Origin of the sequence: Lentzea sp. NEAU-D7 (assembly GCF_026242055.1) — a bacterium.
In the GTDB taxonomy this organism is placed as follows: domain Bacteria; phylum Actinomycetota; class Actinomycetes; order Mycobacteriales; family Pseudonocardiaceae; genus Lentzea.
This window is the reverse complement of sequence record NZ_JAPJDL010000002.1, coordinates 486132-512954: the sequence shown is the minus strand read 5'-3', so window position 1 is coordinate 512954 and position 26823 is coordinate 486132. Positions and strand designations below refer to the sequence as shown.

General features: G+C 71.1%; 23 protein-coding genes. 4 read left to right on the top strand and 19 right to left on the bottom strand.

The features are described from left to right. The first annotated feature begins 36 nt into the window (after positions 1 to 36). From ORI60_RS05775 to ORI60_RS05765, 3 genes are read left to right on the top strand one after another with little or no spacing between them, the layout of a single operon-like run. Positions 37 to 2481, top strand: a complete 2445-nt coding sequence (locus tag ORI60_RS05775; protein WP_266035139.1) for an ABC transporter permease — start codon at positions 37 to 39, stop codon at positions 2479 to 2481. 35 nt (positions 2482 to 2516) lie between these two features. After that, complete coding sequence (locus tag ORI60_RS05770) at positions 2517 to 3077, top strand: ATP-binding cassette domain-containing protein (RefSeq protein WP_266035137.1); 561 nt, start codon at positions 2517 to 2519, stop codon at positions 3075 to 3077. Beyond that, a complete protein-coding gene (locus ORI60_RS05765) occupies positions 3053 to 3670 on the top strand; it encodes an ATP-binding cassette domain-containing protein (RefSeq protein WP_266035136.1) in 618 nt (205 codons plus the stop codon). Before ORI60_RS05770 ends, ORI60_RS05765 begins: the two co-directional genes overlap by 25 nt. Positions 3671 to 3719: 49 nt before the next feature. Here ORI60_RS05765 and ORI60_RS05760 read toward each other — a convergent pair whose 3' ends face one another. Together ORI60_RS05760 and ORI60_RS05755 are read right to left on the bottom strand one after the other, a co-directional pair. Continuing rightward, positions 3720 to 4166, bottom strand: coding sequence for an Lrp/AsnC family transcriptional regulator (locus tag ORI60_RS05760; RefSeq protein WP_090070266.1), 447 nt, complete (start codon positions 4164 to 4166; stop codon positions 3720 to 3722). Then, positions 4163 to 5284 (bottom strand): M24 family metallopeptidase, encoded by a 1122-nt coding sequence (locus tag ORI60_RS05755; RefSeq protein ID WP_266035130.1) that lies wholly within the window; start codon positions 5282 to 5284, stop codon positions 4163 to 4165. The genes ORI60_RS05760 and ORI60_RS05755 overlap by 4 nt, the downstream gene beginning before the upstream one ends. A gap of 126 nt (positions 5285 to 5410) precedes the next feature. On the opposite strand from ORI60_RS05755, the gene ORI60_RS05750 reads away from it, so the two are divergent. Beyond that, positions 5411 to 6355, top strand: a complete 945-nt coding sequence (locus tag ORI60_RS05750; RefSeq protein WP_266035128.1) for a 5'-3' exonuclease — start codon at positions 5411 to 5413, stop codon at positions 6353 to 6355. Positions 6356 to 6608: 253 nt separating this feature from the next. Here ORI60_RS05750 and ORI60_RS05745 read toward each other — a convergent pair whose 3' ends face one another. The 17 genes from ORI60_RS05745 to ORI60_RS05665 all read right to left on the bottom strand — a co-directional run bounded on the left by ORI60_RS05745 (position 6609) and on the right by ORI60_RS05665 (position 26780). Continuing rightward, positions 6609 to 7778 (bottom strand): GNAT family N-acetyltransferase, encoded by a 1170-nt coding sequence (locus ORI60_RS05745; protein ID WP_266035126.1) that lies wholly within the window; start codon positions 7776 to 7778, stop codon positions 6609 to 6611. A 105-nt stretch (positions 7779 to 7883) separates the two neighbouring features. Next, positions 7884 to 8588, bottom strand: coding sequence for a DUF4333 domain-containing protein (locus tag ORI60_RS05740; protein WP_266035125.1), 705 nt, complete (start codon positions 8586 to 8588; stop codon positions 7884 to 7886). 109 nt (positions 8589 to 8697) lie between these two features. After that, positions 8698 to 11439, bottom strand: a complete 2742-nt coding sequence (locus ORI60_RS05735; RefSeq protein WP_266035123.1) for a DEAD/DEAH box helicase — start codon at positions 11437 to 11439, stop codon at positions 8698 to 8700. Between the two features lie 115 nt (positions 11440 to 11554). After that, positions 11555 to 13408 (bottom strand): molecular chaperone HtpG, encoded by a 1854-nt coding sequence (htpG, locus tag ORI60_RS05730; RefSeq protein ID WP_266035121.1) that lies wholly within the window; start codon positions 13406 to 13408, stop codon positions 11555 to 11557. Between the two features lie 44 nt (positions 13409 to 13452). After that, a complete protein-coding gene (locus tag ORI60_RS05725; protein ID WP_266035119.1) occupies positions 13453 to 14313 on the bottom strand; it encodes a diacylglycerol/lipid kinase family protein in 861 nt (286 codons plus the stop codon). Continuing rightward, on the bottom strand, positions 14310 to 15218 hold the full coding sequence (tatC, locus tag ORI60_RS05720) for a twin-arginine translocase subunit TatC (protein WP_266035458.1): 909 nt from the start codon (positions 15216 to 15218) through the stop codon (positions 14310 to 14312). Before tatC ends, ORI60_RS05725 begins: the two co-directional genes overlap by 4 nt. A gap of 113 nt (positions 15219 to 15331) precedes the next feature. Then, a complete protein-coding gene (gene tatA / locus ORI60_RS05715) occupies positions 15332 to 15622 on the bottom strand; it encodes a Sec-independent protein translocase subunit TatA (protein ID WP_266035117.1) in 291 nt (96 codons plus the stop codon). Further along, positions 15615 to 15887, bottom strand: coding sequence for a bacteriophage holin (locus tag ORI60_RS05710; protein WP_266035115.1), 273 nt, complete (start codon positions 15885 to 15887; stop codon positions 15615 to 15617). Before ORI60_RS05710 ends, tatA begins: the two co-directional genes overlap by 8 nt. A 9-nt stretch (positions 15888 to 15896) precedes the next feature. Further along, entirely contained in the window at positions 15897 to 16877 is a 981-nt protein-coding gene (locus tag ORI60_RS05705; protein ID WP_266035114.1) for a helix-turn-helix transcriptional regulator, read from the bottom strand. Then, the gene (locus tag ORI60_RS05700; RefSeq protein WP_266035112.1) at positions 16874 to 17839 is read right to left on the bottom strand and encodes a helix-turn-helix transcriptional regulator; all 966 of its coding nucleotides are present in this window, start codon (positions 17837 to 17839) and stop codon (positions 16874 to 16876) included. The genes ORI60_RS05705 and ORI60_RS05700 overlap by 4 nt, the downstream gene beginning before the upstream one ends. Before the next feature lie 61 nt (positions 17840 to 17900). After that, positions 17901 to 18692: an alpha/beta hydrolase gene (locus ORI60_RS05695; protein ID WP_323055876.1), complete on the bottom strand. Its 792-nt coding sequence runs from the start codon at positions 18690 to 18692 to the stop codon at positions 17901 to 17903. Between the two features lie 118 nt (positions 18693 to 18810). Next, complete coding sequence (locus ORI60_RS05690; RefSeq protein WP_266035108.1) at positions 18811 to 19449, bottom strand: uridine kinase family protein; 639 nt, start codon at positions 19447 to 19449, stop codon at positions 18811 to 18813. A gap of 13 nt (positions 19450 to 19462) precedes the next feature. Continuing rightward, the gene (locus ORI60_RS05685) at positions 19463 to 20464 is read right to left on the bottom strand and encodes an oxidoreductase (RefSeq protein ID WP_266035107.1); all 1002 of its coding nucleotides are present in this window, start codon (positions 20462 to 20464) and stop codon (positions 19463 to 19465) included. 49 nt (positions 20465 to 20513) lie between these two features. Further along, entirely contained in the window at positions 20514 to 23228 is a 2715-nt protein-coding gene (locus ORI60_RS05680) for a helix-turn-helix transcriptional regulator (protein ID WP_266035105.1), read from the bottom strand. A gap of 734 nt (positions 23229 to 23962) precedes the next feature. Beyond that, entirely contained in the window at positions 23963 to 24199 is a 237-nt protein-coding gene (locus ORI60_RS05675) for a hypothetical protein (RefSeq protein ID WP_266035104.1), read from the bottom strand. A gap of 62 nt (positions 24200 to 24261) precedes the next feature. After that, positions 24262 to 25482, bottom strand: coding sequence for a cytochrome P450 (locus ORI60_RS05670; protein WP_266035102.1), 1221 nt, complete (start codon positions 25480 to 25482; stop codon positions 24262 to 24264). After that, positions 25479 to 26780, bottom strand: a complete 1302-nt coding sequence (locus ORI60_RS05665) for a glycosyltransferase (RefSeq protein WP_266035457.1) — start codon at positions 26778 to 26780, stop codon at positions 25479 to 25481. The genes ORI60_RS05670 and ORI60_RS05665 overlap by 4 nt, the downstream gene beginning before the upstream one ends. Between the last annotated feature and the right edge of the window lie 43 nt (positions 26781 to 26823).

Below are 26823 nucleotides of genomic sequence, written 5' to 3'. Positions count from 1 at the left end.
CTCCCCAAATCGGGGAGCGGCGGTTAGCGTGCGCAGGTGCAGTTGCCGTGGAGAGCCGCGCCCAGGGCCGCGCTGTCGAGTCCGCTCACCCTGCTCGTGAGCATCGCGACGACGTTGCTGCTGGGCTTCGTGGTGGCCGCGGCCGCCCTGCACTCCTCCGCCGCGGGCAGCGCCGCTCTCGCCTACCAGCAGAGCAGGATGTGCCCGCATTCCGTGCACCCGTCGCTGGACGGGGACCGGCTCCCGCTGTCCACGGCCGTGTCGCTGGCGGCGCGCGGCGACCTCGGCGGGGCCTACTCGCGGATCGGCCGGCCCGACTTCAACGGCATCGCGACCTACGGCCGGTTCGGGTACCGGCCGGACGCGGTGTCGCACCTGACCGCCGTACAGGGCGGTGGCGCCGGGTTGTGGGTGCCCCAGACGATCGCGACGGCCGCCGAGGTGGAGGTCGGCGACCGGCTGACCGGCTCCTCGCTGGTGGTGACCGCGATCTACGCCGACCTCGCGCAGCCCGTGGACGGCTGGTGGTGTTCCGAGGCGAAGACCGTGGTGCCGAACCCGCTGGCCGGCGACGGCGCCAGCACGTCGGTCATCTGGGTGACCTCCGCCGCGGACCTCGCCGCGCTGCCACCGGAGTTCGCGTCGGACGCCACGGTGTCGCTGCGCTTCACGGCCGAGGCACCGGCGACGCTCGCCGAGGCGGAGGCGTTGCGGGACAACGGCAACGCGCGGCTGGCGGCGCTCGGGCTGCCGCTGACGAGGACCGATCTGCTGTCCGGCGCCGTCGCCGCGGCACGGACCGCGGAGCGCAACGTCTCCTCCTCGCTGCTGCCGCTGGTGATCATCAGCGTGCTGGTCGGGCTCGCGGGCGTGGGCACCGTGACCGTGCAGTGGGCGCAGCGGCGGCATTCCGAGCTGAGGTTGCTGTGGGTGCGCGGCGCGAGTCCCCTGGCGCTGGGCCTGCGCGGCGTGCTGGAGCTGGGCTTGCCGCTGGTCGTGGGCGGCGTGCTCGGGCTGGTGACCGCCCGGCTGCTGCTGCCGCTGTACGCGCCCGGTGTCGTGCTGGCCCCCGGAACGCTCTGGGTGGCGCTGGGGTTCGTGCTGGCCGTGGTGGCGCTGAGCCTCGCCGTGACGGTGCTGGTGGCGTCCTGGCGCGCGCACCGGACGTTCCAGGGGCGAGCCCGTTCCCGGCGGCTCGGGCTGGTGCCGTGGGAGCTGGTCGTCGCCGGACTGGCCGTGCTCGCGTGGGTCCGCCTGTCCCACAATGGACTGGGCACGTCGCTCAAGCCCGGCTCGCTGCCCCGCGTCGACGTGGCCGCGCTCGCGTTCCCCCTGCTCGTGGTGCTGGCGGCGGCGTTGCTCGCGACCCGGCTGCTGCGCTGGTCGCTCGGGTGGTCGCACCACGTGCGGTGGTGGCGGGTCCCGGCCGCCCAGTTCGCGTTGCGCCGGCTGGCCGCCGCCGTCGGACCGGTGACCGGCGTGCTGCTCGTGGGCGTGCTGGCGGTCGGCACCATCGCTGTCGGCAGCGCGGTCGCGGGGGCGCAGCAGTCGGCGCTGGACTCCAAGTCGGGCGTGTTCGTCGGCGCGAACAGCACGGTCCAGGTGTCGCAGGACATCGCGCTCGGCCGGGTCGCGCTGCCCTCGTCGTTGCGGGGCAACACGACTCTCGTCGGGGTGAGCACGGGCGCACTGGTCGTGGACCCCGCGACGTTCACCGACGCCGCGGTGCTGGACGACGCCGCCGAGGTGCGGTCGCTGCTCTCGGGCCTGAAACGCACCGGTGAGGTCGCGCCCGCTCTGCGCATCGGCCGCTCGGCGAACCAGGAGATCCAGATCGCCGGCCTGCCGCTGCTCAAACCCGTGGCGGCGCTGCCGTCGTTCCCGAAGCTCGGCACCCGCGGGTACGTCGTCGCCCGCGACTCGGTGCCCGCCGCCGAGCAGGTGGGCTCGTGGCACCTGTGGTCGACGCTTCCGTTGTCCGCCTTGACCTCCGCGTTGCAGGCCGACGGCATCCACTACACGAACGCCGCCGACCGCGCCCGCGTCCTCGACGGCCTGCCGTTCCTGACCGTCGAGTGGACCTTCGGCTTCGTGGCGGCGATCGGCGTCGTCCTGGCCGTGGTCGCCGCCGTGGCGCTGCTGCTGGCCGTCGAGGTCCGCCGCCGGCAGAACGCCGTGTCCGGCGCCCTGTCGACCCGCATGGGCATGCGCCCGTCCGTGCTGTGGTCGAGCCATCTGCTGGAGGTGGGCGCGCTGGCGTCGCTGGCCGTGCTGATCGGTGTGGTGGCTTCGTTCGCGAGCGCGGGGGCGGCCGTGCCGCGCCTGGACCCCGCGCCCTGGCTGAACCCGGCGCCGGTGCTGCCGGACCTGCTGCCGTTGCTGGGTGCGATGGTGACGTGCGGTGCCCTGGTCGTCGTCGTGGCGGCCTGGCTCGCGTTGCGCGGTGTGCGAACCGCGCGGATGGGAGAACTGCTCAGGTGATCCGTGCTTGTGGCGTAGGAGTGTCCTACGGTTCCGTGCACGCCGTCACGGACGTGTCGCTGTCGATCGCGCCCGGCCTCACCGTCCTGTCCGGACCGTCCGGCTCCGGCAAGTCGACCCTGCTGCGCGTCCTGTCGCTGGTCGAACGCCCTTCTCGCGGCGAGGTGTACGTGCACGACGTGCCGACCTCGTCGTTGTCGTGGTCGGAGCTGCGGGTGTTGCGGAGCAAGGAGATCGCGGTCGTCTTCCAGAACCCGGGCGACAACCTGATCTCGCACCTGACCGTGGGCGAGAACCTGCGCGCGGCCGGTGCCGCGGACCTCTCCCTGCTCGACCGGCTCGGGCTGGGCGCGTCCGCGACCTGGCGGATCGGCGCGCTGTCCGGTGGCCAGCAACAACGTCTGGCGTTCGGGTGCGCGCTCGCCCGCGGCGCCTCGGTCGTGGTGGCCGACGAACCGACCTCGCAGCTCGACGCGCGGTCGGCCGATCTCGTGCTGGAGACGCTCGAGTCGCTGCCGGTGCCGGCCGTGGTGGCGTCGCACGACCCGCGGCTGGTGGCGCTGGCGGACCTGTGCGTCCCGCTGGCCGCGTCGTGATCCGCGCGGCCGGGGTGCACCGGGCCTTCGGCGGGGTGTCCGTGCTGCGCGGGGTGGACCTCACGGTCTCCGCCGGCGAGCTGGTGACCCTGAGCGGGCCGTCCGGGTCCGGGAAGACCGCGCTGCTGTCCCTGTTGTGCGGGTTCGACCTCCCCGACAGCGGGTCGGTGTCGCCCGGACCCGCCTCGTGGTCCGCGTGCGCGGTTCTGCCGCAGTCGCTGGGGCTCGCCTCCGAGCTGACGCTGGAGGAGAACGTCGCTCTGCCGCTGCGGCTGGCGGGGCGGGAGGTGACCGGCGTCGCGGAGTTGCTGGCCGAGCTGGGGATCTCCGAGCTGGGGTCCCGGTATCCGGGGCAGGTGTCGTTCGGCCAGCAGCAGCGGGCGGCGCTGGCCCGGGCCGTGGTGGCGCGGCCCGCGGCGTTGCTCGCCGACGAGCCCACCGCACACCTGGACGCCGCCAGCGCCGAGGCCGCGGTCGGGCTGCTGCGGCGGGTCGCGGACGAGGGGGCCGCGGTGCTGATCGCGACCCACCACGACGCCGTGCACGCCGTCGCCGACCGGGTGCTGGTGCTCGCCGACGGACAGGTGCGCTGACGGCCGGTGCCGCGGCGGGTTCTCCCCCACCGCAGCGGGCGGTCCACCGTCAGACCGCGGGCGGCCTGTCCTCGTACGGCGTCGAGAGCACGACCGTCGTCCTCGTCGACACGTTCGCCGACTCCCGGATCTTCTGCAGGAGCTCCTCCAGCGCGACCGGCGAGCCGACCCGGACACGCAGCACGTAGGAGGCGTCGCCCGCCACCGAGTAGCAGGCCTCGATCTCCGGCAGGTGCTCCAGGCGCTTCGGGTAGTCGTCCGGCTCGGCCGGGTTGATCGGGAACAGCGAGATGAACGCCGACATCGGCAGGCCGATCTCGGCGCCGTCCAGGCGGGCCGCGTAGCCCTTCACGATGCCGCGCTGCTCGAGGCGCTTCACCCGCTGGTGCACGGCCGAGACGGACAGGCCCACGCGTTCGGCCAGGTCGGTGAAGCTGCACCGGCCGTCCGAGGCGAGTTCCTTCAGTATCGCTCTGTCGATCTGCTCGAGGGTCAAAGCACCACCAGGTCGTGAGGTCGGTTGTTGAAGGACTCGACGCCGTCCGGGGTGGCGACCACGATGTCCTCGATGCGGGCGCCCCAGCGGCCGGGCAGGTAGATGCCGGGCTCCACGCTGAACGCCATGCCTGCTTCGAGCGGCAGCGAGTTGCCGCTCACGATGTAGGGCTCCTCGTGCACGTCCAGGCCGATGCCGTGGCCGGTGCGGTGGACGAAGAACTCGCCGAACCCGGCGTCCGCGATGACGGTGCGGGCGGCCGCGTCCACCTCTTCACAGGTCACGCCCGGCTTCACCGCGTCCACGGCGGCCTGCTGCGCGGCCTGCAGGACGGCGTAGGTGTCCCGGACGTCGTCGTGGGCGGGCTCGCCCATCACGTACGTGCGGGTCGAGTCGGAGTTGTAGCCCTCGGCGACCGGGCCGCCGATGTCGATGACGACGACGTCGCCCGCCTCGACCACGCGGTCGGAGTCGCGGTGGTGCGGGGACGCGCCGTTCGGGCCGGAGCCGACGATCACGAAGTCGGCGACGGTGTGGCCCTCCTCGACGATCGCCAGCGCGATGTCGTGCGCGACCTCGCGTTCGGTGCGGCCCACGCGCAGGAACTCGCCCATGCGCGCGTGCACGCGGTCGATCGCGGCGCCCGCCTTGCGCAGGGCGTCGATCTCGGCGGCGTCCTTGCGCATGCGCAGTTCGCGGATGATCGGGCCGGCCAGCGACTGCGTGCCGCCGATCGCCTGGCCGAGCTTGATGGTGTGCAGGGCGGGCATCATGTCCGCCACGGCCGTCCGCGAGCCCTTGAGCGCGGCCTTGACCAGCGCGTACGGGTCCTCGCCGTCGACCCACGTGACGACCTCGACGCCGAGCTCGTCGGTGGGGATCGCCGCGTAGCCCGGCTGCTCCAGCTTCGGCACGACCAGCGTCGGCGTGCCGCCCACGGGCAGCGCGAGGCAGGTGAGCCGCTCGAAGGAGTCGCCACCGGCACCGATCAGGTACCGCAGGTCCGAGCCGGGCGAGATGAGGAGGGCGTCGACGCCCGCCTGCTCGGCGGCGGCGGAAGCGCGGTCGAGCCGCGCGCGCAGCGCGGACACGTCGATGGGCCCGGTGATCGTTGCCATGACGGAAAGCCTAGTGCGTGGACCGCACCGCCTGCCGGGCGCGTTCGGCTCCCGGCGGGACGCCTTTCGCGCACGGAGCGCGCCCGGCAGGCGTGAAAGGCCCCCGCACTAGTAGCTTGTCCGTTCGTGAGCTCTCCCCTGGTGCTGCTCGACTCCGCGAGCCTCTACTTCCGGTCGTACTACGCGCTGCCGGACTCGATGACCGCGCCCGACGGCACGCCCGTCAACGCCGTGCGCGGGTTCGTCGACACGATCGCCCGCGTCATCACCGAACGCGGCGCCGCCCGCCTCGTCGCCTGCCTCGACGCCGACTGGCGTCCCGAGTTCCGGGTGAAGGCGCTGCCGTCGTACAAGGCGCACCGGGTCGCCGAGGACGCCACCGACGGCTCGGAGGAGGTGCCGGACACGCTGACGCCGCAGATCCCGATCATCCTCGACGTCCTCGACGCCGCCGGCATCTGCACGGCCGAGGCTGCGGGCCACGAGGCCGACGACGTGATCGGCGCGCTCGCCCACCGCGAGACGAAGTCGCCCGTCGAGGTCGTCACCGGCGACCGCGACATGTTCCAGGTCGTGCGCCACGAACCGACGCCGGTGCACGTCGTCTACGTAGGCCGCGGCTGGAACAAGGCGGAGGTCCTCGGCCCCGAGGAGCTGGCCGCCAAGTACTCGCTGCCCGTCGAGAACGCGGGCTCGGCGTACGCCGACATGTCCGTGCTGCGCGGCGACCCGTCCGACGGCCTGCCGGGCGTCGCGGGCATCGGCGAGAAGACCGCGGCGAAGCTCATCACCGAGTTCGGCTCGCTCGACGCGGTCCTCAAGGCCGTGACCGACCCGATGGACCGCAAGCTCACCACCAAGGCCCGCAACGCGCTCATCGCGGCCGAGGACTACCTGGCGGTGGCGCCCGTGGTCGTCCGCACCGCGCTGGACGCCCCGGTCGTGCTGGACCGCGCCGACGACGTGCCGCGCGTGCCCGCCGACCCCGAGCGGCTGCGCGAGCTCACGCAGCGCTGGGGCCTCGGCAGTTCGGTGCCGCGTCTGGTGAACGCGATGGAGCGCCGTCCCTGACGATCAGGCGAACGCGTCCGGGTAGCCCACGTCCACCTGTGGCGAGATCGCCGTGGACCAACCGGTGCCGTCGAACCGATCGCACCGGACGCGGCCACCGTCGCCGACCCTTGCGCAGTACGACACCGTGCCGTCCGAGTTGGTGAGCCAGGCGCGGTCTTCGTAGCCCCAGTCGCCGCGGCCAGCCTCAGGTACGGCATCTGAGCACCGGCGGGTCCGAGGCGCCGATCGTCTCGGACCCGTCCACCCCGGTCTAGAAGAACGTCGAGCAGAGCGGGGCGACGGGGCCGGCGAACAACGCGTCGGCCTCCGCGAACCTCGTCCCCTCGATCCGCTTGGCCGCCGCCAGGTCGGAGAACCTCGTGTCACCGAGGTAGACGGCCCCGAGCAGGTCGACCGGAACGGTGATGTCGGCCTGCGCCTCGACGCGTTCGGCGCCGTCGGGCGAGATCCGGTACCGGCCGCTGTTCGCGGGCAGAAGCCCGTCGTGCACCTCGATGACGACGGACTCGGTACCGCTGTAGGTGCGGGCGGCGAGCATGCGCGGGACGTCCACGAGCCGCAGCCAGATCTGGTCGAAGACGTCCTTCGTGCACACGACCCGCGGGTCCTCGAAGAGCCAGTTCAACGGGTCGTCGAGCGCCGCGTCCACCTCGATCGTGTCGACCAGGTCCAGCCTCGTCAGGTAGATCCAGAGGTCGCGCCACGCGTCGGCGCCTGCCCACGCGAAGTCCTCGACCTCCATGTGGTGCTTGAAGTCCTTGTCCTCGGTCACCTTGTAGCGGACGTAGCCGTCGTCGCCGTCCGGTCCACTGTGGACGACGGTGACCCGGTTCTCGCCGTTGCCCTTGCGGTCGAGCTCCCTGGCCCACCAGCCCGGCCAGCGGGAGATCTGTCCCGGCCGGTTCAGCCCGAATTCGGAATGCAGTTCCGGCAGCAGCTTGTCCGCGGTGTCGGGGTCCAGCATCCGCACGCGCCCGGCCGGCGAGCCCGGGATCACGGCCTTGCGCGCGTCGATCCGCAGGAACCGCACGCGTCCGGCCAGGCCGTAGCCGAAACGGCCGTAGATGCGGCCCTCCGATGCCCGCAGCGTCGCGACGGGTTGCTGGAGCGTCGAGAGTTGCTCGCGCATCAGGGCGCTCAGCACGCCTCGGCGCGTGTAGTCCGCACGCACACCTACGCGCGACACGGCCGCGTGCGGCACGACGGCGCCACCAGGTACCACCAGGGTGCTGTCGAACGACTGGGTCGTGCCGACCATCTCGTCGCCCTCGAACGCGGCGAGCACCCGGCCGTCGCCGTAGGACGGCAGCACCGCCGGCCACTGTTCGTCCGTGGGCGGGCCCCAGTGCATCGCCCGGCGGAAGAGCGTGTTGTGGGCGCGGTACTGCGATTCGTCGGTGAGTACGCGGATCTCCGTCACGCCCGCGATCGTCGCTCAGGCCGACGGCGAACGCACCTCAGTTTCCACCAGACGCGAAAGGCGTCCCGAGGGAGACCCTGGGGACGCCTTCCGGAAGAGCGGGGATCAGCCGGTGGGCTGGCCGACCTCGTACTCGCCGTCCTCGGTCTTGACGACGATCTTGACCTTCTTGTCCTTGCCGCCGACCTGCACCTTGCACTCGAACGAGGTGTTGGGCTTGACCTCGTTCTCACCGGTGCACGTCGCCGCGCCGACGTCCGAGATCTTGTACTCGTCCTTCAGGATCTGGACGACGCCCTTCTGGACCTCGGTGTTGTTGAAGATCTTCTTCTTGAAGAAGGCCGGCGACACGAAGCCGGTGAACAGCACGCCGCCCACGAGCAGGACGACGACGACCGCGGCGACCCAGATCGCGGCGCTGGACTTCTTCTTCGGCGGCATCGGCGGGCCGTAACCCGGCTGCTGGCCGTACGGGTTGGGCTGCTGCTGGCCCGGCATGCCGTACTGCTGCGTCTGCTGGCCGTACGGGTCCTGGGCGGGAGTGCCGTACGGGCTCGACTGCGGCTGCTGGCCAGGGACGCCGTACTGCTGCGTCTGCTGCTGCGACGGGTCGAAACCGGGGTACGGCTGCTGCTGGCCCGGCTGGGGCTGCGGCGGGCCGTACGGGTTCTGTCCCGGGTTCTGCGCCGGGAAGCCGCCAGACGGCGTGCCGGGAGGGAAACCGCCTCCATAGGGCTGCTGCGGCTGTTGCGGCTGGCCCCAGGGCTGCTGCGGATCGTTCCCTCCGGACGGTCCGTACGGGCTGCTCATCTGTCGACCTCCGTGTGTACGACGTTGCGGCGAAATCCAATCACACCGTTGACGTCAGTCTTTACTCCGACTCGCAAAACCTTCGTCAGGGCTGGGTCACAACTCGGGGTCACATCATCGCCACCACTCCGCGGCGCAGCGCGTCGACGGCCTTGGCCGCGGCCGCGCCGACCGGGTCCTGGCGGCCGACCACGTCGCGGATCTGGTCCAGGAGGTCGATCACCTGGCGGCACCAGCGCACGAAGTCGCCCGCGCCGAGCTCGTTGCCACCGGCCTCGGCGGCGATCAGGACCTTCTCCAGCGACTCGCCCCGCGCCCAGCGGTACACCGGCCAGGCGAAGCCGGGGTCGGGCTGGCGGGTGATGCGTTCGAGCTTGTGGCGGCGCTCGTCGTCCTCGATCTCCGCCCACAGCCGCACGGTCTTGAGCATCGCGTCGGCCACCGGGCCCTGCGGCAGGCGTGCCTCGACGGGACCGTCCCGGCGCGCCTCGTAGACCAGCGACGACACGACGGCGGCGAGCTCCTCCGGCTTGAGGCCCTTCCACACGCCTTGGCGGATGCACTCGGCGGCGAGCAGGTCCGACTCGCTGTAGAGCCTGGTCAGCCGCTTGCCGTCGGCGGTGACCTCCTCCGACTCGCTCAGGTAGCCGCGCTCGCGCAGCAGCGCGCGGATGCGGTCGAACTGGCGTGCCAGCGAGTGCGTCGTCGCCGCGACCTTGCGCTCCAGCTGCTGGTTCTCGGCCAGCAGCCGGTGGTACCGCTCTCCCCACCGGGCGTGGTCCTCGCGCTGGTCGCAGCCGTGGCACGGGTGGGCGCGCAGGGCGCGGCGCAGCGTCGCGAGCTCGGGGTCGTCGTCCGCCGTGGTCTGCCTGCGGCCCCGCGACGGCACGGTGATGCCCGTGTTGCGGATCGTGGACGCGAGGTCGCGCCGCGACTTGGGCGAGCGCACGTCGACCTGCTTGGGCAGCCGGATGTGGCCCAGGACCTCGACCGGCGACGGGAAGTCGGCCGACGTGAGGCGCCCGGACCAGCGGTCCTCGGTGACGACCAGCGGCTTCGCCTCGCCCATCGGCTCCAGGCCGGGGTCGACGACGACGGCGAGGCCGCTGCGGCGCCCGGACGGCACCGCGATCACGTCGCCCTTGCGCAGCCGTTCGAGCGACTTGGCCGTCTCGATGCGGCGCGCGTTCGTGTTCTGCTTCGCCAGCTGCTTCTCCCGGTCGCCGATGCGGCGGCGCAGGGACGCGTACTCGGTGAAGTCACCCAGGTGGCACGTCATCGACTCGGTGTAGCCCGCGAGCGCCTCCTTGTTGCGCTCGATGCGGCGCGCGAGCCCGACGACCGACCTGTCCGCCTGGAACTGCGCGAACGACTGCTCCAGGATCTCGCGCGCGGACGCGGCGCCGAGCTGGTGCACGAGGTTGACGGCCATGTTGTAGCCCGGCCGGAACGACGAGCGCAGCGGGTACGTGCGGGTGGACGCGAGCCCGCCGACAGCCTTGGGGTCGATCCCCGGCTGCCAGACGACGACCGCGTGCCCCTCGATGTCGATGCCTCGACGCCCCGCACGGCCCGTGAGCTGCGTGTACTCGCCCGGGGTGAGGTCGACGTGCGCCTCGCCGTTGTACTTCACGAGCTTTTCGAGCACGACCGTCCGCGCGGGCATGTTGATGCCCAGCGCGAGCGTCTCGGTCGCGAACACGACCTTGACCAGCCCGCGGACGAACAGCTCCTCGACCGTCTCCTTGAACGCGGGCAGCAGCCCGGCGTGGTGCGACGCGATGCCACGCTCCAGCGCCTCGCGCCACTCCCAGTACCCGAGCACCATCAGGTCGGCCTCGGGCAGGTCCCGCGTCTTCTCGTCGACGATCCGGCGGACCTGCTCGGTCTCCTCCGGGGAGTTGAGCCGCAGCCCGGCCCGCGCCGTCTGCGCGACCGCCGCGTCGCAGCCCGCGCGGCTGAACACGAACACGATCGCGGGCAGCAGCGACGCCGCGTCGAGCCGCTGGATCATGTCGATGCGCGACGGCGGCTTGAACCCGCTGTTGCGCGCCGGCCGCCCCGGGCCGCCGCCGCGGTTGCGCCCGCGGCTGAACGGCACGTGGTACCGCACGAGCTCCTCGGTCTTGCGCAGCACCTGGGAGTTGATCCGCGCGTGCGTCTGGTCGCCCTCGAACAGGTCGAGCATCTGGTTGCCCACCAGCATGTGCTGCCACAGCGGCACGGGCCGGTGCTCGTCGACCACGACGGAGGTGTCGCCGCGGACCTCGACCAGCCACTCGCCGAACTCCTCGGCGTTGCTGACCGTCGCGGACAGGCCGACCACCTGCACGTGCTCCGGCAGGTGCAGGATGACCTCTTCCCACACCGGGCCGCGGAAGCGGTCCGCCAGGTAGTGCACCTCGTCCATCACGACGTACGCGAGTCCGTCCAGAGTGGACGAACCCGAGTAGAGCATGTTCCGCAGCACCTCGGTCGTCATGACCACGACCGGCGCGCCGCCGTTCACGCTCGTGTCGCCGGTGAGCAGGCCGATGTTCTCCGGCCCGTACCGCGCGGTGAGATCGGCGAACTTCTGGTTGCTCAGCGCCTTGATCGGCGTCGTGTAGAAGCACTTGCGGCCCTCGGTCAGCGCGAGGTGCACGGCGAACTCGCCCACCACCGTCTTGCCGGCACCGGTGGGGGCGCAGACGAGCACTCCGTGACCGTCCTCCAGGGCCTCGCAGGCCTGGCGCTGGAACGGGTCCAGCTCGAACGAGATCACGGACAGGAAATCGGTCAGCTTGGGCCGCTGGGCGTTGCGCCGGGAGTGGGCGTAGGCCTCGGCCGGGGACCGCGAAGCACTTGACACCCCTCCAGGCTTTCACATCGCACCGACAATTGCCGTCGAGATAGATTAACTTCAACCCGCACTGAAACGACAGAGGGCGATGTCCCCAGGACACCGCCCTCCACCTGCGGTTTTGTCAGAAGGTGCGCTGCACCCGGTCCGCCACCAGCTTCACGAAACGGGACGGGTCGGCGAGCTCGCCGCCCTCGGCCAGCAGCGCCAGCCCGTGGATCAGCTCCGCGGTGTCGGCCAGCCCGTCGCGTTCGCCGGTCGCGAACGCCTTGTGCAAGCCCTCCACCAGCGGGTGCGACGGGTTGAGCTCCAGGATCCGCTTGATCTTCGGCAGCTCCTGCCCCATCGCCTTGTACATCTTCTCCAGCGTCGGGGTGATGTCGTACGAGTCACCGACGACGCACGCCGGCGAGGTCGTCAGCCGGGACGAGAGGCGGACCTCCTTGACGCTGTCCTCCAGCTGCTCCTTCATCCACGTGAGCAGGTCGGCGAACTCCGCGGCCTTGGCCTCGTTGGCCGACTTCTCCTCGTCGGTCTCCAGGTCGACCTGACCCTTGGCGACGGACTGCAGCGTCTTGCCGTCGAAGGACGGGACCGAGTCGACCCACATCTCGTCGATCGTGTCGGTGAGGATCAGCACCTCGAAGCCCTTGGCGCGCAACGCTTCCAGGTGCGGCGACTTCTCGACGGCCACCCGCGAGTCGCCGGTCATGTAGTAGATGTGCTCCTGGCCGTCCTTCATCCGCGAGACGTACTCGGCGAGCGTGGTCAGCGACTCCGACGACTCCTCGGAGTGGGTGGACGCGAAGGAGCACACCTCCAGGATCGCGTCGCGGTTGTCCGCGTCGGAGAGCAGGCCCTCCTTCAGCGCCGCGCCGACCTCGCGCCACAGCTTCGCGTAGTCGTCCGGGCGCGAGCCCATCAGCGACTTGATCGACGACAGCACCTTCTTGACCAGGCGGCGGCGCATCAGCTGGATCTGGCGGTCCTGCTGCAGGATCTCGCGCGAGACGTTCAGCGAGAGGTCCGCCGCGTCGACGACGCCCTTCACGAAGCGCAGGTACTCGGGCATCAGCTCGGCGCAGTCCTCCATGATGAAGACGCGCTTCACGTAGAGCTGGACGCCGCGCTTGCCGTCGCGCATGAACAGGTCCATCGGCGCCTGCGAGGGCAGGAACAGCAGGGCCTGGTACTCGAACGTGCCCTCCGCCTGCATGCGGATGGTCTCGAGCGGCGCGTTCCAGTCGTGGCTGATGTGCCGGTAGAACTCGGCGTACTCCTCCTCCGTCACCTCGGAGGCCGGGCGCGCCCACAGCGCCTTGCGCGAGTTGATCTCCTCGCCGCCCAGGCGCACCGGCCAGGTGATGAAGTCCGAGTAGCGCTTGACGATCTCGCGGATCTTCGCCGGCTCGGTGTAGTCCGGCAGGCGGTCCTCGTCGTCGGTCGGCTTGAGGTGCAACGTGACCGAGGTGCCCTGCGGCGCGTCGTCCACGTCGTCGATCGTGTACGTGGCCTCGCCGGTCGACTCCCAGCGCACGCCCTTCTCGGCGTGCGGGTACTTCGTCACGAGGGTGACCTTGTCCGCCACCATGAACGACGAGTAGAAGCCGATGCCGAACTGGCCGATCAGGTCGGACGCGCTGCCGGACTGCTGCTCCTTGAGCTGCTTCAGGAACTCCGCGGTGCCCGACTTCGCGATCGTGCCGATGAGCCGGACGACGTCCTCGCGCGTCATGCCGATGCCGTTGTCCCGCACGGTGAGCGTGCGCTCGGCCGGATCGGACTCGATCACGATGTGCAGGTCGTCGACGTCGACCTGCATGTCCTTGTCGCGGAACGACTCCAGCCTCAGCTTGTCGAGCGCGTCGGAGGCGTTCGAGACCAGCTCCCGCAGGAACGTGTCCTTGTTCGAGTAGATCGAGTGGATCATCAGCTGCAGCAGCTGACGCGCCTCGGACTGAAACTCCAGCGTCTCCATGAATCCCTACCGAAAACCGTGAAACGAACCGAACAGCCCATAATTTAGCGACCCACGACCGTGAGGGCGCCGGGAACCGTGTGAACCGAGATGGGCAAGGCTTCCTGGCGTTCGCCGTCGGCGTAAGCGACCCACCCGTTGCCGCCCGACAGCGAGACCTCGCGCGCGCGGAACGTCCGCACGGCCGGGTGCTCGGTGTGCTTGCCCGTGCGCAACGTGGGCAGCATCCGCATCAGCATCGTGCGGCTGGCGCCCTCGACGACCGTGACGTCGAACAGCCCGTCGCCGGCGTCGGCCGCCGGGCACACGGGGATGCCGCCGCCGTAGTTCGGGGTGTTGCCGATCGCGACCAGCGTCGCGTCCAGCTCGACCGTCCCGGACTCGGTGGTCACGACCAGCGGCGCGGGCTTCAGCGACGCGAGCTCCGCGACGATCGCCAGGTCGTAGCGGCGCGGACCGGCCGGCCAGCGCATCGCGTTCGCCCGCTCGTTCACCGCGGAGTCGAACCCGGCGCACAGCACGGTGGCGAACCACTGCCCCGTCGACAGCCGCCCGAGGTCGAGCCGCCTGCGGGTGCCGTGCACGACGTCCTCGACCGACTGCGAGCCCACGGCCGCGGCCAGGTCGTTGCCGGTGCCCGCCGGGACGATGCCCAGCGCCGTGGACGTGCCCGCGACCGCCTGGACGCCCAGGTGCGCGGCTCCGTCACCGCCCAGGACGACGAGCAGGTCGACGCCGTCCGCGACGGCCTGGTGCGCCATCGCCAGCGTGCCCTCGGCGTCGTGCGCGACCAGCTGCGTCAACGACGACACGTGCGGCCGCAGCGCTGAGGCGGTCGACCCGGCCATCCGGGCCGCCCGCCCCTTGCCCGACGCGGGGCAGACCAGCAACGCGGCGCGCGTCACGTGGCGTCGTCGTAGTTCACGCGCTTCGGGGGATCCGCGGCGATGGCCTTCTCGCCGGGGTCGTTGCCCTCCGCGTCGGACGCGACGTAGTGGAACGGCGCCGCCTCGTCGTCGTCGAGCGAGTCCCAGCCCTCGGCGGCGCGGAGCTTCGCCTTGCGCTTGTCGTGCACGCGGGAGATCTGGATCGCCATCTCGAACAGCACCGACAGCGCGAGGGCGAGCACGACCATCGAGATCGGGTCGGTGCCCGGGGTCGCGATCGCGGCGAACACGAACAGGCCCATCATCAGGCCGCGCCGCCACTTCGCCAGCCGCTCGTAGGACAGCACGCCCGCGCGGTTGAGCATCACCACCACCAGCGGCAGCAGGAAGCTCACGCCGAAGATGAACAGCATGGTGATGACGAAGTTGATGTACTTGCTACCGGTGAGCGCCGTGACCCAGTTGTCGCCACCGAAGCCCAGCAGGACCTTCAAGCCCTCCGGCACCACCAGGTAGGCGAGCACCGCGCCCGCGACGAACAGCAGCGCGCCGGCGCCGACGAAGACGCGCGCGAACTTGCGTTCCTTCTGGTAGAGGCCGGGCGTGATGAACGCCCAGATCTGGTACAGCCACAGCGGGCTGAGCAGCACCGCGCCCGCCGCCGCACCGACCTGCAGCTGCACGAGGAAGATCTCGAACGGCTCGGTCTGCAACAACGCGCACTCACCGTTGTTGGTGATCTTCGCGCGGTACTTCTCCAGGTCCGGCTGGCAGTACGGCCCCGTCAGGATGTCCCCGAGTGACGGGATCGGGCCGAGCCGCACCTGGAACCAGATGAAACCGAAGATGGCACCCACGCTGATGACCAGCATCGCGAGGCCGAGCCGGTACCTCAGCTCGTAGAGGTGCTCTTTGAGCGACATCGTGCCGTCGGCGTTGCCCCGACGGCGCCTGCCGCGTTCCCGGCGTTCAGCGACCCACCGGAACGGACTTGCCACCGCGTTGACCGTCCTTACAAGTCAGGAGAGGAGGAAAGTCAGTTGTTCGCGGCCTTGTTCTGCGTGGTCTGCTCGATGGGAGGCGCGACCTGGGGCTGCTGGACCGGCTGCGGCTGGGCGGGCGGGAGCTGCTGGACCGGCTGCTGCACGGGCTGCTGCTGCACCGGCGCGTCGTCCGCGTCCTGGTCGCGCAGGCCCTTGGTCTCAGCCTTGAAGATCTTCGCCGACTTGCCGAGCGAACGGGCCATGTCGGGAAGCTTCTTCGCACCGAACAGCAGAATGATCACCACTGCGATGATGATCAGCTCGGTGGGTCCGAGGTTACCCATTGGTGATCCTCCTGTCTGCCCCGCTACGACGATCGTACGCGGGGTTTGCCCTGGTGCGGGCCTGTTCCTTGGGCCGCCGTTCGGCGATGGCCACCTTCAGCGCCGCGGATCGCGCCTTGAGCAGACCGACGCCGTTGCCGACCCCGTCCCCCACCAGAGTGCGGGCGCGGGCGAATCGACGCAAGGATCGGATGACTCGGATCGCGATCGCGAGGAGCACGATCAGGCCGAGCGCGATCAGCGCCAGGGTCGGTGTGGACGGCACAAGCACACGTTATACGTCTTGGGTGGACAGCAGGTGATCTGCCCGGCGCAATGCTTCTGCCGCCTGGCGAACAACTTCCTCCGCGAGCTCCGACGGCTGTTCGACGTGCACGTCGCCGCCCAGCCCGAGGAGCAGGCGAACCATCCAGGAAGGGTCGTCGTAGCGCATGAGGACACGCGTGCGGCCGTCGGAGAGCTCGGCCGAGTGGTCGACCGGGTAGTACTCGGCGACCCAGTGCGCGTCCGGTTCGAGCAGAAGGACCGCGATTTTCTGATCGTCTCTCGGGTGGAACAACCCCTCCGATGTATCGGTCAGCTGGGCGTGCGGCGGAGGCGACGAAGGCTCGTCGAGCACCCGCACGTCGTCGATGCGGTCGAGGCGGAACAACCGCACGCCGAGCGCCGAGCGGCACCATCCTTCGAGGTAGCCGCGGCCTTCGACGAGCAGCAGACGCATCGGATCGACCACTCGGTCGCTCATCGCATCGTGCGACTGCGAGTAGTAACGGATGCTCACTGCCCGTTCGCGCTTCACGGCGTCCTGCACGGCGGCTCGGACCTCTGCGGTCTCCCCGCGTTCGAACGCGCCGAGCCCGACCACCATGCCCGCCGGCTGCGCCTTGCCGACCGCGGCCTCGATCTTGGCCAGCGCCCGCTGCACCGCGTCCGTGTCGACGACGCCCGGCGTGTCCGCCAGCGCGCGCAGCGCGACCAGCAGCGACGCCGCCTCGGCCGCGGTGAGGCGCAGCGGCCGGTCGAGGCCCGCGTCGAACGAGACGGTGATCGTCTCGCCCTCGAACGAGAGGTCGATCAGGTCGCCCGGCCCGTAGCCGGGAAGGCCGCACATCCACAGCAGCTCGAGGTCCTTGCGCAGCTGCTTGGGCGTGATGCCGAAGTCGGCCGCGGCCTCCTTGACCGTGATCGCGGGCCGGTTGAGCAGGTACGGCACGAGTGCGAGCAGCCGCGGCAGCCTTTCGTTCGACGCGGTCACCGCGCTCCTTCCAGTGCGCCCTGCAGGCGGTCGCGGACCGACTTGGCCAGGACCTCGGGCTCCAGCACCACGACGTCGGGCCCGAACCCGGCGAGCCACTTGGCCGCCGAGTCGGGGAACTTCAGGTCGATCTCGACGACGTCGCCGCCGTCGCGTTCCCCGACGACCTTCGCGTGCCGCCGCAGGCCCTGCGCCCGGTCCTTGGCCACCCAGATCTTGGCGGGCGCCGTGTGGTGCGGATCGGCCTGCGTGCGCGCGATGAGGCTCATCAGGTCCGTGCCCTCGGGCACGGTGAAGGCACCGGGCTTGCCGACGGTCCGGACCGCACCCACGACGCGGGAGAGCCGGAAGCACCGCGTGTCGTTGCGTTCACGGTCCCAGCCGACGAGGTACCACTTGCCGCGCCACGCGACCACGCCCCACGGTTCGACCGTGCGTTCCTTCTGCCCGCCCGGCGGCGGCTTGCGGTAGTCGAACGAGACGACCTGCCCCGCCTGCACGGCCTGCAGCAGCGGCGGGAACGCGGGCTCGTTGGCGCGCACCTTGGGCTCGACGGCGGCGGGCGTGTCCTGGTCGACGTCGACCCCGGCGGCCCGCAGCTTGATCAACGCGCCGTGCACGGCGCCCGTGAGCTGCGGCGAGTCCCACAGCCGGGCGGCCAGCGCCACGGCGGCGGCCTCGTCGGGTTCGAGGTCGATGTCGCCGAGCTCGTAGTCGCGCCGCGCAATCCGGTAGCCGTCCTCCGCTCCCTCGGCGTTGGACTGCCGCCCGGTCTCGAGCGGCACGCCGAGATCACGCAGCTCGGACTTGTCCCGTTCGAACATGCGGAAGAACGCCTCGTCCGTCGGCGCTTCGTGATAGCCGGGGACGATGGCGCGGATGCGCTCCGCTGTCAGGTACTGACGGGTCGACAGCAGGCACAGCACCAGGTTGACAAGGCGTTCGGCGCGTGCGATGGCCACGGAGAGACCCTAACGCGTGCGCGCGCCGAAACCTCATCACCACCTGTCGTCAACGGTCCGTTCAGAACAACGCACGTAACTCGCGGACCAGTTCGACGGGTGCCTCCTCGGCCATGTGGTGCCCGCAGTCGAGGGAACGAACGCGCACGTCGTCGGCCCATTCGGCCCAGATCGCCGGCAGGTCGCCGTAGAGGTCGCCGAGGTCGTCCTTGGCGGACCAGAGCGCGAGCACGGGACAGGTGATCCTGCGTCCCGCGGCCCGGTCCTCGTCGTCGTGGTGGCGGTCGACCTCCAGGCCGGCGCGGTAGTCACCGCACATCGCGACCACGGTCTCGGGGTCGTGGATGGCCCGCTGGAAGTCGGCCCAGTTCTCCACACCCATCGCGAGGGGCGTGTCGTGGTAGCGGCCGCCGTACCAGAGGTCGGGGTTCTCGTTGATCATCGCGGCGGCGAGTTCCTGCCGCGCCAGGAAGAACCAGTGGTACCAGGCCTGGGCGAACCGGTCGTCGCAGCGGCTCAGGTGGGCGCCGATGGGCAGTCCGTCCAGCACGGCCAGGTGCGTGACCCGGTCCGGGTGGTCGAGCGCCAGCCTGATCGCCGCGGCGGCCCCGCGGTCGTGGCCGACGACGGCGAACTCCTCGTGGCCGAGCCCCTGCATCAGGTTCACGAAGTCGCGGGCCATCGCCCGTTTCGAGTAGTCACCGGGTTTGCTGGATTCGCCGTAGCCGCGCAGGTCCGGGCACACGACCGTGTGGTCGTCAGCGAGCAGCGGCGCGACGCGGTGCCAGGTGGTGTGGGTTCGGGGGTGGCCGTGCAAGAGGAGGACCGGTGGCCCTGCACCACCGGTCCTCACTCGCAGATTGGCCTCGCCAACGTCCCTGCAACGCAACGAGAATCCGTCGAACACCTGCTTCGGCTACCCCGCGCGGGAGCGGCCGACACGTCCTTTTTCGCCACAGGCCCGGCGGGTGTTACACCGCGACGACGATCTCGGACTCGGAATCGTGGCGGAGCACGCCCGTACCCGCGACGACGACGGTCGCCCTGCGCCACGGCTGTTCGCGCCGCAGGAACGGCAGCTCCTCGGCCAGCCACGCGGCGACGTGGCGTCGTTGCTCGGCGGAGTCACCGTCGCGCGCGGACAACCGGCGTTCCTGTTCGTCCAGGTCGCCCTGCACCCAGATCGAGGCGTCGATCCACCCGGCGAGCTCCTCGCGGATGATCCCGGTGCCCTCGACCCAGACGATCCCGGCCCCCGCGGTGACGCGGATCGCGCCGGGCCGGTCGTGCTCGACCCACGCCGGCGGGCGGAACTCCACCGCCTCGCCCCGGTGCAGCGGCGCTAGGACGTTCTCCGCGATCAGCCCGCCCCAGTCGAAGTACGCCTGGTTCCAGGCGATGTCGTCGGTGTGCACGACATCCGAGCCGGGAACGACCTTCCGCAGCCGCGCGACCAGGGTGGACTTCCCGGCACCGCCCCGCCCGTCCACGGCGACGACGAGCGGACGCCCGGTGACACCGGGCGCCTCCTCAAGCAGCCGCCGCACCACATCGGTCAGCTTGAGGACCCGCCACCCCGTGGCCTCGACCTCTCCCGGGTGCAGACGCACGCCGGCACTCCCCTCACGTACGCCCGACGCGGCCCTTCTCGCCGGCCGCCCAGCAAATGTGTCCGACGCAGTCCACGGTGTCGAAACTTCCCGTGTCCGCGACCTTCCAGGACTTGCCGTCCTTGCTGGTGTCCGTCCCGGACGGACCGACCGCCACCAGGCCGTCGCCGCGGTAGGCGATGCCGGACCGGTAGCCGACCGGAGCCTGCTTCCCCGCCGTCCAGCCGCGCCCGTCGTTGGTCGCGAACGCCGGCGTGGGATCGGTCGGCTTCAGGTAGTCACCACCGATGGCCACTCCGCGCCAGGGCGTCTTGAACGCCACCGCGAACACCCCGGCCGCCTCACCGGACGGCAGCGGCACCTCGCTCGCCTTCCACGACCGGCCGCCGTCGCGCGACTCCAGCACCCGTGCCTTCGCGCCGCCGCCGGTCGCGATCCACGCGTGGTTGCCGCTGGTCGTCACGCACTGCCCGGACGCCGCGAAGGCGAACTCGCCCGGCAGCGCGTCCGGCATGCCCTTGGGGTCGTCGACCTGCCACGACCGCCCGCCGTCCCACGTCCGCAACACCCGGAACTTCCCGTCGACCGGGTCGCTCAGCGCCAGTCCGCGGAACCGGTCGAAGAACGCCATGCAGTCGTAGAACGCGTTCGGGTCGCTGTTGCGGAACTCCTCCTGCCAGGTCCTGCCGCCGTCGGACGTGCGGTAGATGCGCGACGACTCACCCTGCCCGATCGACAGCGCCACGGCGTTGCGCGCGTCGAAGGCCTCGATGTCGCGGAACTCGAGCGCCTCGGTGCCGGGCGGGCCGACCGACTCCCAGGTCCGGCCCGCGTTCACGGTGCGCAGGACGGTTCCCTTGGAGCCGCTCGCCCACGCGACCTGACCCGAGACGGCGGACAGGCCGCGCAGGCGGGCGTCGCTGCCGGTCGGCTTGAGTTCCCAGTAGGTGTCCGTCGCCGACGCCACCCCGGGCACGGCCAGAAGTGCGGCGAGTGCCACCGCGATGATCCTCATGCGGCCACTCTGGTCGAGCCGATGATCGCTTCCTACCCCCGATCGGCGGTCAGGGCGCGATCCGGGCCAGGTCCACCCTGGACCCGATGGCGAGCTTGCGGTAGATCTGCCGCAGGTGGAACCCGACCGTGTGCGGTGAGATGAAGAGCTCCTTCGCCACCTGGCGGTTGGTGAGGCCGTCCGCGACGAGCCGGGCGACCTTCTGCTCGGTGCCGGTGAGGCTGTCCCAGCCGGTGCGGGGCCTGGGTTCCTGCTCCTGGTCGTCCTGGCGCCGCACCGCGGTGCGGCGCCGCCGGACGCCGAGCCTGCGCAGCGTGCGGCGGACTCGGGCGGAGTCGAGCTCGGCCTCGATCTCGTCGTAGCCGCCCAGCGCGTGGTTGAGTTCGAGGACCGCACGCTCCCGGTCGGTGTCGAGGTGGACGGCCGCGATGTCTTCCGCGAGAGAGGCTTTCGTCCACGGGTCGGTGCACCTCTCACGCAGTTCCGCCAGCACGGCGGTGTCCTGTTCCACCAGTGCACGGCCGTGTGCGGCGGCGATGACCACCGACTCGTGCTTCGGGTTGGCGCGGGCCAGGTCCTCGGCCGTGCGCGCGAACAGTTCGGCGAGCGCGTGGTCGTCGGCGGCCAGGGCGGTGCGCACGCACCACGCCGTCGCGGTGGGTGCCTCCATCAGCAGCTGCGCGCACAGCCGGGGATCTTCGGCGTACGGGCGGATCTCGCCGATCGCCGCCGCCGCACCGTCACCGGCCGCGGCCACCTGACCCGCGATCAGCCGCAGTGTCACCGCGCACGGGTGGGGGTGCCCGGCGGGGATCGACTCCTCCAGCCTGCGCAGCCCGTCGGTGGCGGTGACCAGATCGCCGCGCCGGAGTGCGCAGAGCACCAGCACCGCGCCGAGCTGCGGCTGGAACAACGGCATCTCGGCGGTCTCGGAGGCCGCGAGACCGGTGGTCGCGGCCGCTTCGGCGGCGGTGACGTCGCCCTGGGCCAGCAACACCGCCGCGCGCAGCGTGAGCGGGACCGAGGTCATCACACCGTTCCCGTGCGCTTCCGCCGTGCCGCAGGCCTCGTCCACCGCGGCGAGCGCCTCGTCGAGCCGGCCGAGCCTGGTGAGGATCCACACCTTCGTCCACAGTGGATCGCTCTGCCAGATCCTGGTCAGCTCGTCGCGCTCGGCCACGGCCGCCTCGGCGGCCTCGATCGCCACGTCGAGGTCGCCCTCGCGCCAGCTCGCCATCGCCCGCACGGTCAGCGCGGCGGCCAGCACGTCCGGGCTGAACCGGCCGGCCTGCGCCAGCACCTGGTCCGCCATGCCGATCGCCGCGGTGAGGTTGTGCAGCGACAGGATGTTGAGCAGCAACAACTCCGGCGACAGGTCGTGCCCGCCGGCGGCCGCGCCGGCCTCCAGGCCAACGGTGCAGACCGTGGTGTCGTCACCGCGCAGCATCTGGGCGATCGTTTGCCAGGTGCGCAGCGCCGACGCCGGCTGCACGTGGGCGGGGTCGTCGGGGTGCAGCAGGTCCCGCGCGAGCTCCACCGCCTGGCTGAGCCTGCCCATCCGGACGAGGGCCGCGGCCGCCGTGACGCCGAGCGCGATCCGGTTCGGCTCGCCCGGTCCGGTGATCCTCAGGCCGTTGATCGCGAGTGCCGCGGCCGCCTCCGGGGACTCCGGCAGCAGGCTCTGCGCCGCCGCGTCGACGGCGCTGACGGCCTCCGCGTCCCCTGGGCGCGCGCAGTGCACGAGATGCGTCGCGACGGACACCGCGTCCTGGTGCTCACGGCCGAGCAGCATCGTCACCGCCTGCCGGTGCAGCGCCGACCGCATCGGCTCGGGCACGGAGCCGAGCACGGCCCGCCACACCGGTTCCCGGTGGAAGACGAACTCGGCACCGCCACCGCGCAGGAACCCGGCCGCGAGCGCTTCGCGCAACGGCCGCAGCAGCACGGCCACGGGTTCGCCCAGCATCTCCGCCAGGTCCTCGGGCGAGAAGCCGCAGCCGAGCACCGCCGCGACCTGGAGCACGTCCTGCGCCTGGGGCGACAGCGCGTGCAGCCGCTCGCCCATCATCCGCCGGAACGACCACGGCAGTCGCCCGGCGGGGTCCGGTGACACGGCGCAGGCGATGCCGCGCTCCATCGGGCCGCCCATCAGCCGGGCGACCTCGCTCACGACCTGGATCTGGTCGTCGCGCACCAGGTCCATGACGACCTCGACGACCTGCAGCGGCGTGGTGCCGGCGCTGTTGACCAGCGCGGCGACGTCCTGGTCCGGCACCGCGCCCAGCACGTCGGCGGCGATGGCCAGCGCCGCGTCGTCCGACAGTGGCGTGAGCGGCTCAAGCCAGTCGCACGGAAGTACGCGCGCCATGTCCTGCAACATCGCGCTCGCGGCCGTGCCGAACTGTTCGGCGTGCACGGTGAGAAGCCAGCCCACAGGCTGATCTTTGAACTTGGCCATCACCGCGCTCACGGCGCCGAGCACCGACGGCGGCGTCCGATGAGCGTCGTCGAGCGTGACCAGCACCGGTCCGTGCCGGAGCCGCCGGGCCAGCCGCGGCTCGATCTGGGCGGCGAGCGCGCTCATGCTGACCACGTGCGGGTGGTCCGCCCGGGAGCCCTCCGCCGGGAAGGCGCCCGGCGACAGGTCCAGCGAGGAGAAGCCGCGCAGCGCGGCCAGGGACGTTCCCTCGGCCACCAGCCTGGTGTTGCCCGTGCCCGCAGGGGACGCCACCACCAGCATTCGGGCCTGCCGGGACTCCGCCACCGCCTGGACGAATCGCTTTGTCCTCCGAGTTTCCTCGTCACGTCCGCGCAACGGGAGCGATACGGGGAGATCGGCCGACTGCTCCCACGCCACGAGATTCTCACCGAGAGGTGTGCACGACACTTATTTTCCCTGTCCTATGAGCGCAGCGGGAAAGATGAAAAGCGAACTTCTACGGCTCGAACAATTCTGGCTCACGCAGCCAATCAAGACGCCGATGTCCTCCGCGCGTGCAACTCACCGACTTCACCCGAGAACCTCCCACCTCGTCCGGTTGGAGACTCGCGCGACGTCACCCACCATGTCAACACCGTGAGAGATCGCGGACACGTGCGTTCTCGAAGTGCCGCTCCACGGCCCGCGGCAATCACGGCGTGGAATTCCGCTCCCCGTCAGGCGGGACCGACAATCGTGACCAGCACAATCACGGCCTGATCACCGGGCCGCCGCGATCGGAATCCGCGTAGAGCGCTCCCACCGGGACAGTGCCCGAGGCACGCCCATTCGAGACGCCGGACGCGGCTCATGTCAGCGAAAATTCGAGTCTCCGCGCGGCGCGGGTTTGTGAAACGTCCGGCCGGGTTGGCGGCGAACTCGGTAGGCGCTCAAGGGCGACAAACGTTTGCAGCCGAGCGATCAGGCTCGCCCCCGCCGACGGCCACTCCGGCCCGCAGGGTCGAGCGCGCGGAACCGCCGGCGATCAACACCTTCCCGGTCGCGTGCGGGGGTAGTGGTCACCCAGCACGGACATCCGGCCGGTCGCGCACGAGGTCGGCGCACGAGGCCTCGCCCCCGCTGGCGGCGAGGACGGCGAGGACCCTCGCAGCGGTCCGGCGCGACTCGGGATCGCGGTGCCGGCCGGCGCGACAGCTCCAGCGCCGCAGCTCGGTGGCGGCGTGCTCCGGCCGGAACGAGTCAGTCCTGCCGTGCACGGACAGCGCGGCCACCAGCGGCCGGTGCGGCCGGAGCACCGCCACACGGTGACGGAGTCTCCCCCGGCGGGCCGGTCTCCCGGCCGGCCCGCCGATCTCCGTCAGCGCAGGATCGCCGGAAGCACGCTCATCCGGCGGATCATCCACTCGGACTCCCACTCGTGCGGCGTGGTCGTGCTCAGCCGGGCCCGCGGGAAACGGCGCAGGAACCCGCTCACCGCGATCTGGGCTTCCAGGCGCACCAGCGACGCGCCGATGCAGTAGTGCATGCCCAGGCCGAACGAGAGGTGCCCGTGCCCGCCCCGCGCGGAGTCGAAGCTGTCCGCCCCCTCCCCCGGTTCCCGGTTGGCCGCGGCGATGCTGACCTGCACGGGGGCGCCTTTGGGGATCAGATAGCCGCCGAGCTCGATGTCCTCCAGCGGGAAGCGCCAGGTCGGGTGCGGGAACGGCGGGTGCACGCGCAGCGCCTCCTCGATCCACGACCTGATCTCGTCGTCGGTCTTCGGCCGCTCGTCCACCGGGCGCCGCAACGCCTCGAAGAGGGAGGCCGAGATCAGGCTGCCCGTCGTCTCGTAGCCCGTGATGATCATGCCCAGGGTCCACACGATCACCTCGCCCTCCGTCACGGCGGCGTCGATGCCGTTGGAGGAGGCCAGAAGTCCGGTGATGACGCCGTCGCGCAGCGGTGCGGGATCGGCCACCCAGCCCTCGACGGCGCCGTACAACGCCCGCACCGCAAGGGTCCTGGCCTCGTAGTCCGACGAGTAGAGCATCACGTCGGTGATGCTGCGCAGCTGCCGTTCCGCCTCGTCGGGCAGGCCCAGCATCTCGGAGATGAACGCCAGCGGGATCTTGTGGGTGTAGTCGGTGACGACGTTGACCTCGTCGTCACCGAGGGCACCGCGCCGGTCTAGCTCGTCGAGGAAGCCCTCGACCTTCACGCTGACGCGCTCGCCCCACTTCTCGGTGTTGCGCGGGCTCAGCACGGGCGCGTGCAGCCGCCTGATCCGCGCGTGGTCCTCCCCGTCACTCATGATCATGGCCCGCGCGTACTCGGGCGGCGGCTGGGAGCCGACCATCAGGCCCGGCTGCTTCATGAACTCGGGCACCAGGGTGATGTCCTTGCCCATCTTCGGGTGCGCGAGCGCGACCTTGACGAGCTCGCGGTCGCACACCACCCACGCGTGCCGCCCGAGGTAGGGAATCCGCACGACCGGGGCCACCCGCGCGGCGGCGAGCAGCTCCGGCATGCAGTCGAAAGGACCGGGGTCGATGGGCATGGTCGTCTCGGGGGCCTGCATCCCCGTGTTCGTCCCGTTCAACGTGCGATACCTCCGGTGGGAATCTGGTCCTGGAAAACGGCGGCGGACTCGATCAGGTCGGCGGCCCGCTTGGGCGCGTCGCTGTTGTTGAGGTCCACCGCGATCTCGGCGGCGCGACGCCGGTAGCGCTCGTCGGTCCGCACGGTGGTGACGGCGGCGCGCAGGCTGGACTCGGTGACGGCACGGGGTTTCACGACCACGCCGACGCCGGCGTACTCGACTCTTGCCGCCACGTCGGGGTTTTCCTCCGTGGCGGGAACGACGACCAACGGCACCCCGTGCGCGAGAGCGGCGTTGACGCCGTTGTAGCCGCCATTGGTCATCATCACGTCCACGTGCGGCAGCAGGTGGTGGTACGGCACGAACCGTTCCATGCGGACGTTGCGCGGCAACGGAAGCAGCCGCTCCACGTCCAGTTTGCCGCCGGTCGTGAGCACGACGAGGACGTCCTCTTCGGCGAGAGCGCGCACGGCGGGGACCAACATGCGTTCGACGTCGTTGGCGGTGGTGCCCTGCGTGACCAGGACGACCGGCCGGTCCCCGGAGAGCTCGTCCCACCACGACGGCGGGTCGAAGTGCTTCGGTGGCACGCCGAACAGGCCGCCGATGAAGTGCGTGCCCGGCGCCAGGTCGCGGCGCGGGAACTCGAACGACGCCACGGACCCGACCAGGTACAGGTCGGGGTACCGGGAGATGTTCTCCATCGCCCTCGTCCTCAACCGGGGCAGCCCGACCTGCGCGCGCACGCGGTCGGCCTCCGTGCGCAGGTCCCTCATGGACACCTGGTCGCCGACGAACCTCAGCGCGGCGTTGCGCAGGCGGTTCCACGGGGTGGTGCTCGGCCCCAGGCCCATCCCGAGCGGCCCGGTGTCGCGGCTGCCCAGGACGTAGATGGAGTTCGCCAGCCACACCAGGGGAATCCCCGTCTTCTCGCTGGCGAAGCAGGCGCCGTAACACATGTCGTCGGCGAGGATGCGCTCGGCGGGAAACCGTTCCAGCAACGCCAGGATGTCCGCGAGCTGGCCGGGGGCGGTGCGGTAGAAGATGTCGCGGACACCGACCTTGAAGCTCTTCAGCCCGGTCAGTCCGGCGTGCCCGGGAAACGCCTCCTCCCGGCTCCTGCCACCGAAGTCGAGCCCCTCGGTCATCGGCTCGAAGCGCGCCCCGGTCCGTTCGACCTGGTCCCGGAAGACCTCACCGGTGTACCAGCGCACCTCGTGACCGCGGCGCGTCAGTTCGGCGGCCGTCTCGAACAGGCCCACCACGTGTCCTGGGGCCGGTGTCGTCGCGATCAGCACTCGGGTCAACGTCGCCTCCAGCGGCTGCTCCGGGGTGGCCGCT